At 58.8% G+C, this 14848-nt stretch carries 14 protein-coding genes and 1 riboswitch; of the genes, 2 read left to right on the forward strand and 12 right to left on the reverse strand.

The window, feature by feature from the left end:
• Window positions 1-27 precede the first annotated feature (27 nt).
• A complete protein-coding gene (locus GJU83_RS08945; protein WP_069182369.1) occupies window positions 28-360 on the reverse strand; it encodes a putative quinol monooxygenase in 333 nt (110 codons plus the stop codon).
• Between the two features lie 154 nt (window positions 361-514).
• Between GJU83_RS08945 and GJU83_RS08950 the strand changes: the two genes are divergently transcribed.
• Window positions 515-760, forward strand: coding sequence for a type II toxin-antitoxin system CcdA family antitoxin (locus GJU83_RS08950; RefSeq protein ID WP_069182370.1), 246 nt, complete (start codon window positions 515-517; stop codon window positions 758-760).
• Window positions 760-1077: a CcdB family protein gene (locus GJU83_RS08955; protein WP_069182371.1), complete on the forward strand. Its 318-nt coding sequence runs from the start codon at window positions 760-762 to the stop codon at window positions 1075-1077. Before GJU83_RS08950 ends, GJU83_RS08955 begins: the two co-directional genes overlap by 1 nt.
• 471 nt (window positions 1078-1548) lie before the next feature.
• Here the strand turns inward: GJU83_RS08955 and GJU83_RS08960 are convergent, their stop codons facing one another.
• The 11 genes from GJU83_RS08960 to urtA all read right to left on the reverse strand — a co-directional run bounded on the left by GJU83_RS08960 (window position 1549) and on the right by urtA (window position 14623).
• On the reverse strand, window positions 1549-2607 hold the full coding sequence (locus GJU83_RS08960; RefSeq protein ID WP_069182373.1) for a ribonucleotide-diphosphate reductase subunit beta: 1059 nt from the start codon (window positions 2605-2607) through the stop codon (window positions 1549-1551).
• A gap of 30 nt (window positions 2608-2637) precedes the next feature.
• Window positions 2638-5403, reverse strand: coding sequence for a ribonucleoside-diphosphate reductase subunit alpha (locus GJU83_RS08965; protein WP_153634142.1), 2766 nt, complete (start codon window positions 5401-5403; stop codon window positions 2638-2640).
• 127 nt (window positions 5404-5530) lie between these two features.
• A riboswitch (cobalamin riboswitch) is annotated at window positions 5531-5709 on the reverse strand.
• 155 nt (window positions 5710-5864) lie between these two features.
• Window positions 5865-6218, reverse strand: a complete 354-nt coding sequence (locus tag GJU83_RS08970; protein WP_069182375.1) for a zinc ribbon domain-containing protein — start codon at window positions 6216-6218, stop codon at window positions 5865-5867.
• Window positions 6219-6223: 5 nt separating this feature from the next.
• A complete protein-coding gene (gene fmdA, locus GJU83_RS08975; RefSeq protein WP_053113347.1) occupies window positions 6224-7456 on the reverse strand; it encodes a formamidase in 1233 nt (410 codons plus the stop codon).
• A gap of 101 nt (window positions 7457-7557) precedes the next feature.
• Entirely contained in the window at window positions 7558-8601 is a 1044-nt protein-coding gene (locus GJU83_RS08980) for an AAA family ATPase (protein WP_153634143.1), read from the reverse strand.
• A 15-nt stretch (window positions 8602-8616) separates the two neighbouring features.
• Window positions 8617-9663, reverse strand: a complete 1047-nt coding sequence (locus tag GJU83_RS08985) for an aliphatic amidase (protein ID WP_069182377.1) — start codon at window positions 9661-9663, stop codon at window positions 8617-8619.
• Between the two features lie 14 nt (window positions 9664-9677).
• A complete protein-coding gene (gene urtE / locus GJU83_RS08990) occupies window positions 9678-10367 on the reverse strand; it encodes an urea ABC transporter ATP-binding subunit UrtE (RefSeq protein WP_153634144.1) in 690 nt (229 codons plus the stop codon).
• Between the two features lie 2 nt (window positions 10368-10369).
• Window positions 10370-11128 carry an urea ABC transporter ATP-binding protein UrtD gene (gene urtD / locus GJU83_RS08995; protein ID WP_069182379.1) on the reverse strand — a complete coding sequence of 253 codons (759 nt, stop codon included), beginning with the start codon at window positions 11126-11128 and terminating at the stop codon, window positions 10370-10372.
• Window positions 11128-12336 (reverse strand): urea ABC transporter permease subunit UrtC, encoded by a 1209-nt coding sequence (urtC, locus tag GJU83_RS09000; RefSeq protein ID WP_153634145.1) that lies wholly within the window; start codon window positions 12334-12336, stop codon window positions 11128-11130. Before urtC ends, urtD begins: the two co-directional genes overlap by 1 nt.
• A 9-nt stretch (window positions 12337-12345) precedes the next feature.
• Complete coding sequence (urtB, locus tag GJU83_RS09005; protein WP_153634146.1) at window positions 12346-13272, reverse strand: urea ABC transporter permease subunit UrtB; 927 nt, start codon at window positions 13270-13272, stop codon at window positions 12346-12348.
• Window positions 13273-13354: 82 nt separating this feature from the next.
• Window positions 13355-14623, reverse strand: coding sequence for an urea ABC transporter substrate-binding protein (urtA, locus tag GJU83_RS09010; protein WP_069182382.1), 1269 nt, complete (start codon window positions 14621-14623; stop codon window positions 13355-13357).
• Window positions 14624-14848 lie beyond the last annotated feature (225 nt).

The following is a 14848-nucleotide window of genomic DNA, read 5'->3' on the forward strand; positions in this document are numbered from 1 at the left end:
TCTTGCTGAATAGGGGAAGGCGGTCAGTCAGTCCTGGTTGGGACTACGGGACTGACCGGCACGCAAGTAATCGTCACTGACTTCCAATTCATAGACAGTTTTCGATTGAACCAGGCAGTCGAGCATTTGTTTGCGTGCCCTGTGATATTTTTCATCGATTACGTGACGATCTTTCGCCCACGTTTCCCGATCAGGCCACTGAGCATAACCAACCAGGATATTCGGCTTGTCTGAAGTGTGGAGTCTTGAACCAAAACTGCCACAGTGCTCATAGATCGCTTTCGTCACCTCAAGCCAGGCTTCGCGAAATGAAGTCTCTGCCCCTTCCTTGATTTCAAACTCATAAACGGCAACAAACATTCGTTTCCTCTCTGAGTTCTAACGCCTTGACTTTGCGGCGTGACAGAGCGCCAGCGTAGGCACGTCCGACAAGAGCCATTGGTTAACTGCTTGCATGCGCACAGCGATGCGCATAGGATCAAGCTTTGTATTGTAAATCTTCTGGGAGGCCCTCATGGCCGAACTCTATGACTCAGCCGCCCCCAAAAAGGCAGCGAACCTCTCAATCAATAGCGATCTTCTGCGTAAGACCCGGGAACTGAACATTAACTTGTCTGCCACCCTGGAACGAGCTCTGAAAGAAGAGCTTTCGAAACGCGAAGCCGCTCAATGGGTTGAAGAGAACCGCGCTGCGATAAAAAGCTACAACGATTTCGTCGAACAACATGGATGCTTCGGCGACGAATTCAGGGATTTTTGATGGCACAGTTCGATGTGTACCCCAACCCGAGCAAAATCAGCAAGGCTCACTATCCTTACCTTGTGGATATTCAAAGCGGCCTTCTGAGCGATTTGGCAACTCGCATTGTTATCCCTTTGGGCAAACGTTCTGCCTTCGGTGGCGAAGCCATGCAAGGGCTCACCCCCGAAATCAGCTTTGCCGATCAAGAGCTGTTGCTGCTAACTCCGCAAATTTCCTCCGTGCCTGAAAAACATCTCAAGAGCCCTATTGGCTCTCTCTCACATTTCAGAGACCAGATTGTTGGAGCTTTGGACCTGGCTATCACCGGCATTTAACGCCAGCAATAAACGGCGCCCTGAAAAGGGCGTCCGGTGGAGGCCAAAGGCCGGAACGTATTTAATTGCCTTGTTATAAAAGGCACGGTTTCAGCGACCTTTCTTCTTGGCCGGTTTCCGAAGGTGGCCAACTACAAGAACCACTACACAAATGAACAAGATCAGCAAAAGGACCAACAGAAGGAGTCCTGTACCGCCTTCGCAGGTTTGCTCACAACCGAGAAGTCTTGCGAGGAAGCGAATCCCTCCCCTAAACAACCCGTCAAACAGTAGTTCTCCCAAAAACTCTCACCTACTTTTACCGGAGCCTAATTGCCCCGTGCTTATAACAGCTAATTATACGAACGCGTTCGTATATCTCCGCCGGCCATTGTGACTGATTCAACCCTAGCAGATAGTTACCTTCATTTCGCACCGGGTATCCCGGAGTTATGCGAACGTGTTCGTATAACTCCGGCTGTTCAGGCGGGTTTACCACTCCAACTGAGCACCGGTCTGGTACTCGATCACCCGTGTCTCGAAGAAGTTCTTTTCCTTCCGCAAGGTGGCCTGCTCGTCCAGCCAGGGCGACACGTTCTTCGCCCCAGGGAACGGCTCTTCCAGTCCGACGGTGCGGGCACGGCGGTTGGCCACGAAACGGAACTGTTCGCTGTGATACTCGGCGGAGTAGCCGAGTATCGGGTCCCGCAGGATGTAGTCCGCATAGGCCTTCTCGGCGGCTTCGGATTCGTCCCACATCTCGCGCACGGCCTTCGGGTCGAAGGTGATGTTCTCCTCTTCCACGATCTGGTTGACCACTTTCAGGCCGAATGAGAAGTGCATGGCCTCGTCCCGCAGGATGTACTGCAGCTGTTCGCCGGTGCCTCGCATCAGGCCACGGCGCTGGAGGGCGAAGATGGGGCTGAAGCCGTTGTAGAACCAGGTGCCTTCGAACACCGCCGCGAAGAACAGGTAGGACATGATGAATTCCTGCAGGTCGTCCTTGTTACGCAGGTTCATGTCCGGGCGCATGGCCGCATCCAGCCGGCGGTTGGCAATCTGGATCTTGCCGTTGATGGCGGGTACCACGCGGTAGCGGTTGTAGATCTCGCTCTGGTCCAGGTTGAGGGTTTCGATGCAGTGCTGGTAGGCCCAGGTGTGCATGGCCTCCTCGTATACCTGCCGGGCCTGGTAGATCTGCAGCTCGGGCGCGCTCATCTTCTCCATCACCGCCAGGCCGATGTTGCGCATGGCCAGGATGTCGGAGGTGGTGAGGTAAGCCAACACGTTCTCGTACACATGTTTTTCCGGCGCAGTCAGCCGGTGATGGTAATCGTGAACGTCCTGGGCCATGTTCACGTCCAGTGGGGTCCAGTGGTTCTTGTTGGCGTTCATGAAGTACTCCCAGGCCCAGGGGTACTTGAACGGTGCCAGCTGGTTGATGTCGGTTTCGCCATTGATAACGCGTTTGTCGTCCACGTTCACCGGTGCCGGGGCACCGGGATGCGTGGCTTTGGATTCGGTTTTTGGTTCGTCGTCCCAATCAAGCATGGTTATGCCTCGCAATCGTTAAGTGAGCAGTTACTGACAGGCTTCGCAGTCGGGATCATCGATGCTGCAAACCTGCGGCTGCGGTGCGGCAACCGGGGCGGTTTTCTCAGCGCCAGTGGCGCCCAGGGAGCGCAGGTAATAGGTGGTTTTGAGCCCACGTTCCCAGGCCAGCTGGTACAGGGCGTCCAGCTTTTTGCCGCTGGGTTCGGCCATGTACAAATTCAGGCTCTGGGCCTGGTCCAGCCACTTCTGGCGCCGGGCGGCGGCTTCCACCAGCCATCTTGCGTCGATTTCGAAGGCGGTGGCGTAACGGGCCTTGAGTTCCGCCGGGATGCGGTCGATTTGCTGAACGGAGCCGTCGAAGTATTTGAGGTCGTTCACCATCACGTTGTCCCACAGACCTTCGGCCTTGAGATCCCGCACCAGGGACGGATTCACTACCGTGAACTCGCCGGAGAGATTCGATTTCACGAACAGGTTCTGGTACGCCGGTTCGATGGACTGGGACACACCCACGATGTTGGAAATCGTCGCCGTGGGGGCGATGGCCATGACGTTGCTGTTGCGCATGCCGTTTTTCGCGATCAGTTCACGCACCGGCGACCAGTCCAGCCGGGCGTTGCTGTTCACAGACAGATCCCCTTCCCGGCGGTTTTCCTTCAGCAGATTGATGGAGTCGATCGGCAGGATGCCCTGCTGCCAGAGTGAACCCTCATAGCTTTCATAGGCGCCTCGCTCACCCGCCAGCGTGGCGGACGCCCGGATGGCGAAGTAGCTGAGTTGCTCCATGGCAACGTCGGCAAACTCAACCGCTTCCGGGCTGGAATACGGCAGGCCCAATTGATAGAGCGCGTCCTGAAAACCCATGAGGCCAAGGCCGACCGGGCGATGCCTGAGGTTGGATTTGCGGGCCTGGGGCACGGCGTAATAGTTGATGTCGATAACGTTATCGAGCATGCGCACGGCGGTGTTTACCGTCTGTTCCAGGCGCTGCACATCCAGCTCGCCGTTGGCGATGTGAGCCGCCAGGTTCACGGAACCGAGGTTGCATACAGCGATCTCGTCGGCACTGGTGTTCAGGGTGATTTCGGTGCACAGGTTAGAGCTGTGCACCACGCCCCGGTGCTGCTGGGGAGAACGCAGGTTGCACGGGTCCTTGAAGGTAATCCAGGGGTGGCCGGTTTCGAACAGAACCGTCAGCATCTTGCGCCAGAGCTGCTTGGCCGGGATCTTCTTGAACAGCTTGATCTTGCCCTGCTCGGCCAGCGCCTCGTAATGCTCGTAGCGTTCCCGGAAGGCGTTGCCGTACAGGTCGTGCAGATCCGGCGCATCGCTGGGGGAGAATAGAGTCCAGTCACGGTCTTCGCGCATGCGCTCGATCAGCAGATCGGGCACCCAGTTGGCGGTGTTCATATCGTGGGTGCGGCGGCGTTCGTCGCCGGTGTTCTTGCGCAGTTCCAAGAATTCCTCGATGTCCAGGTGCCAGCTTTCCAGGTAGGCGCAAACCGCGCCCTTGCGCTTGCCGCCCTGGTTTACCGCCACCGCGGTGTCATTCACCACTTTCAGGAAAGGCACCACACCCTGGCTCTGGCCGTTGGTGCCCTTGATGTGGGAGCCCAGCGCCCGAACCGGTGTCCAGTCGTTGCCCAGGCCGCCAGCCCATTTCGACAGCATGGCGTTGTCGCGGATGGCGCCGTAGATGTCTTCAAGGTCGTCGCCCACCGTCGTCAGGTAACAGGACGACAGCTGGGAGTGGCGGGTGCCGCTGTTAAACAGCGTGGGCGTGGACGCCATGTAGTCGAACGACGACAACAGGTTGTAGAACTCGATGGCGCGGGCATTCGGGTCGTCTTCGCGCAGGGCCAGGCCCATGGCAACGCGCATGAAAAATACCTGGGGCAACTCGAGGCGGGCCTTGTTCCAGTGTAGGAAGTAACGGTCGTACAGGGTTTGCAGGCCCAGGAAGCCGAACTGCAGGTCACGCTCCGGTTTCAGGGCGGCTCCCAGGCGCTCCAGGTCGAAAGCGGCCAGGGCTTCATCCAGCAGTTCATAACGAATACCTGCCTCGATAAAGGCACTCAGGGCCTGTGGATAAATCTCCGCCAATGGCAGACTGATGGGCAGGCCCAGGGCGGCGGCATTCTCCAGACGAAGTTGCTCAAGGAGCAGGCGCGCGGTGACGGCACTGTAGTCCGGCTCCCGCTCAATCCGGCTGCGGGCGGTCATGATCAGGGCCGACAGCACGTCTTCCTCGGCGATGCCGTCATAGAGATTGGTAAGGGCATCGTCCACCAGGGAATCGCCGTCAATGCCCTCCAGCCCTGTGGCGGCTTGCTCCACCTGCAATTTCATCAGCCCCAGATCCAGGGGAGCGATTTCACCGCTGGTCTTTTTCACGGTCAGGTGCGGGTGCGCCTCAACCGGGGCATGGCGGGCACGCTCGCGGGCATGCTCTTCCCGGTACAGTACGTAGGCGCGGGCCACCTTCTGTTCCTCCGCCCGCATCAGGGCCAGTTCCACCTGATCCTGGATGTCTTCGATATGCACCTTGCCACCGGCTTTCAGGCGGCGACCGATGGCCTGGATCACCTGGTCAGTCACCCGATGTACGGCATCGTTGATTCGGGCGGAGCCGGCGGCCTTGTAACCCTCGACGGCGAGGAAGGCTTTGGTCACGGCAATGCTGATCTTCGACGGGTCGAAGCCTACGAGCGTGCCGTTGCGCTTGATGACCTGGAGGGATTCGGTATCGGTGTGCGAGGTTGGCCGGGGTTCGGCCAGGGCTGAGGCGGACATGTGTGTTCTCCTGAATACGCGTTGAATTCCTTTCACCATCGCGTACGCAGGGGCACACCTCGCCATAGGAATGGCTGGGCATAACCGGTCTGCTCACCCTGGGTCGCGAAGGTGCAGTCAGGAGCCGTGAAGCTCCGTATCCCTGGCAGGTCTTCGGACTCAGGGGCGTGAATCGTTCGATTCGGCCTCGCTCGGCGACTTCCCGGTATCAACCAGTGTCTTAATGCCGTGCTTGTTCCCCAATACCGCTGCGCGTCAGTTCCGGAGTCTCACCGGATTCCCGATACCAGAATGTGTGGGGCGATCACGCGCTGACCGATTTGGTTACGCACTGATCACTACATCTGGTATTTGACCAAGGATAAAAACACTATATACACGATATCCAGAAGGAACAACCAGCAGAATAAAAAAAGGCCCCGGAGAGGGGGCCAAACACGTGACAGTATCAACTCAGCCAATCAGTGGCTGATCATCCAGGGCCGCATGGAGGGAAACATCTTCTTCCCATCAGCGGTGTAGAACAGCATGGACTTACCGGGTTTCGGGGAGCCGCAGCCGCAGGCCCGGCTGTGCTCCTTATCGTGGGCCCGTCGGTCCGCGGTGGAAAAAACCGGTTCGTGTCGGGACCGCTCGTTCCGGTCCTCAGCCGCCCTTTTAGCCGGGTCCATGGCCGCAATATGCGATGGCAACACGATCACCCTGGGCGAAAGCGCCTTGCAGGTCGGACATTCCGCCGGCTTGGCCGCATCCTCCATGGTAGCCAGGGTATTGAACAGGCCGTGCTCCCGGCACTTGTAGTCATACACAGGCATGGTGATTACTCCTTATCTTTCGACAACGGTACGTCCATGCCCCCGCTGACTTTCTTCTGGGGGCCTTCAGCGGACGGGTTGATGTCAAAGTCAAAGATGCCCGTGGGCAGCCAGAGTGTGGCGCAGGCATTGGGGATATCCACCACGCCGCTGATGTGGCCTTCCACCGGTGCACAACCGAGAATCGCGTAGGCCTGGGCCTTGGTGTAGCCGAACTTGGTCATGTACTCGATGGCGTTCAGGCAGGCCTGGCGATAGGCCACATGCACGTCCAGGTAATGCTGGCCGCCGTCTTCGTCTACGGAGATGCCTTCGAAGATCACATAGTCGTCGTAACGGGGCTTGATCGGACTGGGCTTGAACACCGGGTTCTTGATGCCGTATTTCTTCACGCCGTCCTTGATCAGGTTAACCCGCAGGTGAATCCAGCCGGCCATCTCGATGGCGCCGCAGAAGGTGATTTCGCCATCGCCCTGGCTGAAGTGAAGGTCGCCCACGGACAGGCCGGCACCATCCACGTAAACCGGGAAGTAAACCTTGGAACCGCGGGAAAGGTCTTTGATGTCACAGTTACCACCGTGCTCACGGGGCGGCACGGTACGTGCGGCTTCAGCGCCGGCGGCTTTGGCCGCTTCACCGGTCATCTGGCCCATGTGGGCGGTCTCGCCGTTGGGCAGTGTCGCCAGTTCCGGCACACGCTCAGGATCGGTGGCCACCAGGCCAGCTTCCCGCTTGTTCCAGGTTTCCAGCAGCTCCCTGGAGGGCAGGCAGCCGATCAGGCCCGGGTGAATCAGGCCGGCAAATTCCACGTTGGGAATGTGGCGGGATTTGGTGAACATGCCGTTGAAGTCCCAGATGGATTTCTGGGCTTCCGGGAAGTGTTCGGTCAGGAAGCCGCCACCGTTCTGCTTGGAGAAGAACCCGTTGAAGCCCCACTGGCTTTCTTCGAAGGTGCCGATGTCGAGGATGTCCACTTCCAGCAGGTCGCCGGGCTCGGCACCCTCCACGCCGATCGGGCCAGACAGGAAGTGCACCTGGCTGAGATCGACATCCCGCACGTCGTCGGCACTGTCGTCGTTCTTGATCTGGCCGCCGGTCCAGTCGTAGCACTCGACGATAAAATCGTCGCCCGGCTTGACGGTGGCTACCAGCGGAATGTCCGGGTGCCAGCGGTTGTGGATTTTGTCGTTCTCATAAGCCGACTTGTTCAGATCGATCTTGATAATGGTTTCAGCCATAACGGGCGCTCCTTGGTGTTGGCTTGCACGATTAGGTAACGCCTTTACTATCCGGAATCCCGTGCCGGTGAGGTATTCGCGAAATGCCCCCGGTGACTACGTCATTCGACGTATTGGTCAACGGTGACCGTGTTGCCCTTCAGTCCGGCACGGAACCGACGGCACTCAGGATAGGCCAGCAGTGCCCGCGCTACCGCCGGCTCCAGGCGCTGGCGAAATGCTCGCAACAATTCCCTTGCCCCGTAGCGGGCGTCGTAACTCCGGCAGAGTTCAGTACGTAATGCTGGCGACAGAATGAGCTCCGCGTGTTTCTTCGAAAGCCGGCGATTGAGGCCCGCCAGCTCGATGTCCAGCAGGGCTTCCAGCCAGTTGTCGGTGAGGCGGTTAAAGGTGAGGATCTGGTCAATCCGGTTGAGAAACTCAGGGTCGAAATGGCGTCGCAAGGCAGCATCGCGAATGGCCTCGCCCTTGCCGGGCGATAAACCAAGCCAGCGCCGCCATCCCCGCTGGTATCGCTGTTGGTGGGTCTCAGCGTCCAGGGCACCGGCGTTGCTGGTCATGAAGATCAGGGTGTTGCGGAAGTCGATCTCCCGATTGCCGGAGGGGAAGACCAGTCGGCCGGTGTCGAGCACATTGAGCAGGGTTCGGACCACTTCCTTGCTGGCCTTCTCGATTTCATCGAACAGCACGATGCCGGGTTTGCTGAAGGAACCCTGAACCTTGTCCAGATCAAACAGGCTATGGCCTTCCTTGCTGCCCACGTAGCCCGGAGGCGCGCCGGTGAGTGCCGCCGCGTAATGCTCCTGGGCCAGGGTATTCATGTCGATCCGGCACAGGCCATCCCGGTTGCCATGAATGGCTTCGGCGATCAGGCGCACGGTTTCGGTCTTGCCCACCCCCGTAGGCCCCAGGAACAGGTGCACCGCCAGCGGCCGGTTTTCCTCGCCAATGTCGGCTTTTACCCGCACCAGCATGGATTCCATGGCGTCAAGGGCCTCGTCCTGGCCGACGATGTTTTGCCGCAGGCGGGCCATGACAAGATCAGGCTCGAAACGGAACCGGGAAGCACGAACCGGGCCTGAAGCGGCCCGGTTCTTTTCGATGGACTCCCGGTTGGCTTCCAGCCGTTCGTTAATAAACGGCATCAGCACCTCCCGGGCTTATGCCCCTGCAGATTTTTCCTTGCCATCAAACGGCAATTCGCCCACCGGGCATTCGGCGGTACCCACGGTCTTTCGGGTCATCGCCTCAACGTTTTCCTGAGCCTTCTGGGCATCCATGACCCAGGTGCGATAGAACTCGAACGGGCAGTCTGCCACGCCCTTGTCACCGTCACCGGAGGCATGCACGCCGGTGTAGCCCCGGTGCAGCAGTTTGAACAGGTGGTTCTGGGACTGGTCATTGGCGCGGGCATCGCGGATCTGGCTAACCGACAGCTGGGCATACTGGATGCCCATATCCTCCTCGCCACATTCGCCAAGAGTTCGGCCATCAAAGCCGATAATGGCCGAATGACCAAAGTAGGAATACACGCCGTCAAAACCAGAGGCGTTGGCAACGGCCACATAACAGTTGTTGGCCCAGGCCATGCTCTTGGCCATCATCACCTGCTGTTCCTTGGCCGGGTACATGTAGCCCTGGCAGCGCACGATCAGCTCCGCGCCCTTCATGGCGCAGTCCCGCCAGATTTCCGGGTAGTTGCCGTCATCGCAGATGATCAGGCTGATCTTCATGCCTTTGGGGCCTTCGGTCACGTAGGTGGTGTCACCCGGATACCAGCCTTCAATCGGGCACCAGGGGATGCACTTGCGGTATTTCTGGACAACTTCACCCTCGTTGTTGATCAATACCAGGGTGTTGTAAGGCGCCTTGTTGGGGTGATCCTCATGGCGTTCACCGGTGAGGGAAAACACCCCCCAGGTATTGGCCTCGCGACAGGCAGCAGAGAAGATGGCGGTCTCGTCACCGGGCACGGTGGCCGCGGTCTCCATCATCTCCTCGTTGTCGTACATGATGCCCATGGTGCTGTATTCCGGGAACACCACCAGGTCCATGCCCGGCAGGCCCACTTTCATACCCTTGATCATGTCCGCAATCTTGCGGGCGTTGTCCAACACCTCGGCCTTGGTATGCAGCCGCGGCATCTTGTAGTTCACCACCGCCACGCCAACGGTATCGTTACTGCTGGAAATATCACCGTGTCTCATTGCTCTGCTCCTCGTTAAACGGCCAGATAACTCGCAATCTTGTCCTGATCGGCCTCTTCTCGACTCTCTTCGTGCACGATCGCGCCTTTTTCGATCACCAGGATCCGATCCGCCGCATCCATCACAAAGCTCAGCACCTGCTCGGAAACCACAATCGACAGGCCCCGTTCGTCGCGGATGCGTCGGAGGGTCTGGGCAATGTCCTTGATGATGTTGGGCTGGATACCCTCGGTAGGCTCGTCGAGCAACAACACCTTGGGCCGGGTGGCCAGGGCGCGGGCGATAGCCAGCTGTTGTTGCTGGCCGCCGGACAGGTTGCCGCCCCGGCGGTTCTGCATTTCCTTCAGCACCGGGAAGAGTTCGTAAAGGTCTTCCGGTACCTTCTTCTCGCCCACCGCGGCAAGGCCGGTCTCGATGTTTTCCCGCACCGTCAGGGTCGGAAAGATCATCCGTCCCTGGGGTACGAAACCGATTCCGGCACGCACGCGCTGGAAGCTTTTCAGCCCCGCCAGGTCGGTACCGTCCAGATTGACTTGGCCGCCCTTGGTCGGCGTCATGCCCACTAGGGACTTCATCAGCGTGGTCTTGCCCATACCGTTCCGGCCCACCACGGCAACGATTTCGTTCTTTGCCACGTCCAGGTTCAGGTCATTGATGATGGTGCTTTGGCCATAGGCCACCGAATGATGTTTCAAGCTCAGCATGATCAGTGCCCCAGATAGACTTCGATGACTTTCGGGTCCGATTTCACGTGCTCAATCGACCCCTCGGATAGAACCTTGCCCTGATGCATGACCGTGACCCGGTCGGCTATGTCGCCGACAAACTGCATGTCATGCTCGATGACCAGCACCGTGTGGTCCTTGGTGATTACCTTCAGCAGCTCGGCGGTTTTCTTGCGCTCGGTGACCGACATGCCAGCCACCGGCTCATCCAGCATCAACAGATCCGGTTTCTGGATCAGCAGCATCCCGATCTCCAGCCACTGCTTCTGACCGTGGCTGAGCGACGCCGCCGGTTCGTTCAGGGCATCAGACAGGAAGATGGTCTCTGCCACCTCTTCCACAGCCTCGATAACCGCCCGATCGCGCTTGAACGCCAGGGCGCCCATAACGCTGTGCCCCTGGGGGTAGGAGACCTCCAGGTTCTCGAACACCGTCAGGTCCTCGAACACGGACGGGGTCTGGAATTTCCGACCCACGCCCGAGTGAACAATCTGGTGCTCCTTTAGCTTGGTGAGCTCCTTGCCATCAAACTTGATCGAGCCGGAGGTGGCTTTGGTCTTGCCGCAGATCAGATCCAGCACCGTGGTCTTTCCGGCCCCGTTGGGGCCGATGATGACCCGTATCTCCTTCGGATCCAGATAGAAGGAAAGATCATCCACCGCCTTGAAGCCGTCGAAGGAAACCGTCAGGCCCTCGACTGCCAGCAGGAAATCTTTGGCTTTGCTTTTGGCTGCACTCATCACGATTTCTCCGGGCTGTAGGAATCGATCATCGGATCGTAATCATCAGTTTTCTCGGTTTTCGGCTTTCGCTCCGCGGCTGGTTTCGCAGGCGAGGCCTCAACCTTGGCGCCTTTGCTGCGCTTGAAGAGCTTGTCCTCAAGGGGCATGACATAGGTCTGGTAGAGACCGGCCAGGCCATTCGGGAATGCCAGCACCACGCCAATGAACAGCGCGCCCATGGCAAAGGGCCAGAGCTCCGGGAAGGATTCCGAAAAGCCACTCTTGGCAGCATTGACCAGAAGGGCACCGTAGACCGCGCCAAGAATCGACAGGCGGCCGCCCAGGGCACAGAAGATCACCATCTCGATGGAGGCGACGATGCCGATGAACGACGGCGACATGAAGCCAACGATCAGCGTGAACATGGCACCGCCGATACCGGCAAACGCCGCTGCCAGGCAGAACACGAAGATCTTGAAGGCGGCCACGTCGTAGCCGGAGAACCGAACCCGCATTTCCTGGGCGTTCATGGCCACGAGAATGCGGCCGAGCTTCCGGTTCTGCACCAGACGCGCGATGAACAGGCACAGGAACAGCATGCCCACGCAGATGAAATACAGCGTTGTCTTCGCTGCATCTGTGCGGATGTCCCAGCCCATCAAAGTCTGCAGATCGGTGATGCCGTTGACGCCGCCGGTGTAACCCTGTTGCCCGATGATCAGGATGGTCAGGATTGCCGCGATGGCCTGGGTGATGATGGCGAAGTACACGCCACCGACACGCCGGGTGAACATGGCGAAGCCAATTACAAAGGCCAGCAACACCGGCACACCGATCACCGCAATCAGGGTGAACGAGAAGCTGTGGAACGGTTCCCAGAACCAGGGCAGCTCGGTGAGCTGGTTCCAGTCCATGAAGTCAGGAATGCCAGGGGTGGACTGGATGGCCGTGGCCTCCGGCGTGGAGGCCTCCAGCTTCAGGAACATCGCCATGCAGTAGCCGCCCAGGCCAAAGAACACGCCCTGGCCCAGGCTGAGAATGCCGGCCTTACCCCAGCACATCACCAGACCGATTGCGACAAAGGCGTAGGTCAGATACTTGCCCACCATGTTCAGCCGGAACGGGTCCAGCATCAGGGGCAGGAGAACCACCAGCAGGAATGCCAGTGCCAGGTAATACAGTCCCTCGCGGGAGCCAAACCATTTCAGGGGGGATGAGTTCTTCATGACAGTCTCCTAGCGACGGACCTTGAGGGCCATGAGTCCTTCCGGACGCAACATCAGGATGCCGACGACGACCAGCAGGGTGAGTACCTTGGCCATGGATCCGCTGAGGAAGAACTCCATGGTGGACTGGGCCTGGGAAATTCCGAAGGCAGAGACAATGGTGCCGATCAGGCTTTGCGCACCGCCGAAAACCACCACCAGGAAGGTGTCCACAATGTAGGCCTGGCCGGAGGACGGGCCCGTTGAACCGATCATGGTGAACGCGGCACCCGCTATGCCCGCGATGCCGCAGCCAAGGGCAAAGGTGGCCCGGTCGATGCCGGCGCTGTTGATGCCGACTGCCTCGGCCATGGGCCGGTTCTGAACCACCGCCCGCACCTTCTTGCCGTAGCCGGACCGGTACATCAGCAGGTAAACGCCCACTGCAATGGAGAGCGCAATGATCATGACGAACAGGCCGTTAATCGGCAGCTCTACAAGGTCGGTCACCTGGAAGGCACCCATCATCCAGTCCGGCAGTTCCACACCCACTTCACGGGCGCCGAAAATGGATCGATAGGCCTGCTGCATGATCAGGCTGAGGCCCCAGGTAGCGAGCAGGGTGTCGAGAGGCCGATGATAGAGATGCCGTATCATCAACCATTCAATCAGCGCCCCAAGCGCGGCGCAGACAAGAAACGCCAGGAGCATGGCGATGAGGAAGTAACCGCCGAACAGTCCCGGTAGATAACTCTGGAAAAAGCCCGATGTGAGATAGGTGGTGTAGGCGCCGAGGATCATGAACTCCCCGTGAGCCATGTTGATCACCCCCATCTGACCGAAGATGATGGCCAGGCCCATTGCCATCAGTACGAACACTGAAAACAGGGAGAGCCCGGCAAACCCCTGCATGGCAAATATCGACATCAATTCACTGCTGGTGTAGCCATCGAACATGACCCTTCTCCCCTTCGAACCAACATGCTTTGCGTTATGGAGGCGATAAAGGCCGGCGCACTCTGGCGCCGGCCATCCAGTCTTACTGGTAACCTTCAGGGAAGGGGTCCGGCTCCATCAGCTCCTCGGTCTCGTAGACAACCTGGTACTGGCCGTCGGTTTGAGCCTTGCCAATACGGGTCTTGGACCACAGGTGATGGTTCTCGTGGATTCGCACGTAGCCTTCCGGTGCCTTGGTGAACTCGATGCCTGCAAATTCCTCGCGGATCTTGTCGATATCGAAGGAGCCGGCTTTCTCAACCGCCGCTTTCCACAGCCATGGGCCAAGGTAGGCCGCCTGGGTCACGTCACCGATGACCATGTCGTCGCCGTAGGCTTCCTTGAAGGCCGCAACAAACTCTTTGTTGTTGGGGTTATCAAGGCTCTGGAAGTACTTCATGGAGGCGTAGATGCCTTCAACGTTCTCACCGCCGATACCGCGGATTTCGTCCTCGGTAACCGAGATGGTAAGCAGCAGCGGCTTCTCGTCGGTGAAATCAACACCGGCGGCTTTCATCTGCTTGTAGAAGGCCACGTTGGAGCCACCAACAACCGAGGCGAAGATCACGTCAGGCTTTCTCAGCTTGATCTTGTTGATGACGGAGTTGAACTGCGTGTGGCCCAGGGGGTAGTACTCCTCGCCCACCACTTTCAGGCCCAGCTTGTCGATGTGCTTGCGGGCGATCTTGTTGGAGGTACGCGGCCAGATGTAATCGGAGCCGAGCAAATAGAAGGTCTTGGCGCCCTTGTTCTCGACGGCCCAGTCGATACCCGCAAGAATCTGCTGGGTGGCTTCCTGGCCGGTGTAGACGACGTTGGGCGACTGCTCCAGCCCCTCATAGAAGGTCGGGTAATAGAGCATGCCGTTGTACTGCTCGATGACTGGCAAGATGGCCTTGCGTGAGGCGGACGTCCAGGCCCCGAAGATGGCCGCGACATTGTCCTGACGCAGAAGCTTGCGCGACTTTTCAGCGAAGGTTGGCCAATCACTGGCGCCGTCTTCCTGAACGTATTCGATCTGACGCCCAAGCACACCACCTGAGGCGTTGATCTGGTCAATGGCCAGCTTCTCTGCCTGGACAGAACCAATCTCACTCAGCGCCATGGTGCCGGTGATGGAGTGCAGGATGCCCACGGTGACGGTGTCATCCGTAACCGCCAGGCCGGTGGTGTTGACCTCGGCCGTAGCCGGTGCGGCCGCTTGTGCGGATGTGGCGAGCATGACGGAAGCCGCCAGCGTCATCAGGCTCTTTCGAAGCCCCAGTCCCTTGCCGAATGACCGCCCACCGGCGGTTTGTTCTGTCGTATCCATGGTGATTCCTCGCAGTTTTTGAAGTCCGGATCCGCGCTTCCCTTCGAAAGCACAGTGCCCACGAGAATCATTCTGCTCGGCCCCCTCTTGGGTGCCCATTCGGCAATCGCCCCAGCGCGCTACGTCATTTGACGCATTCCGGTTGCCCGCAGGACAGGCTACAAACGCAGGCACACAGAAGAAGAACATCCCGGTACCGGTCTATGGCACGGATATTGTTCCGGC

It is taken from the genome of Marinobacter salsuginis (assembly GCF_009617755.1).
Classification (GTDB): Bacteria; Pseudomonadota; Gammaproteobacteria; order Pseudomonadales; family Oleiphilaceae; genus Marinobacter; species Marinobacter salsuginis.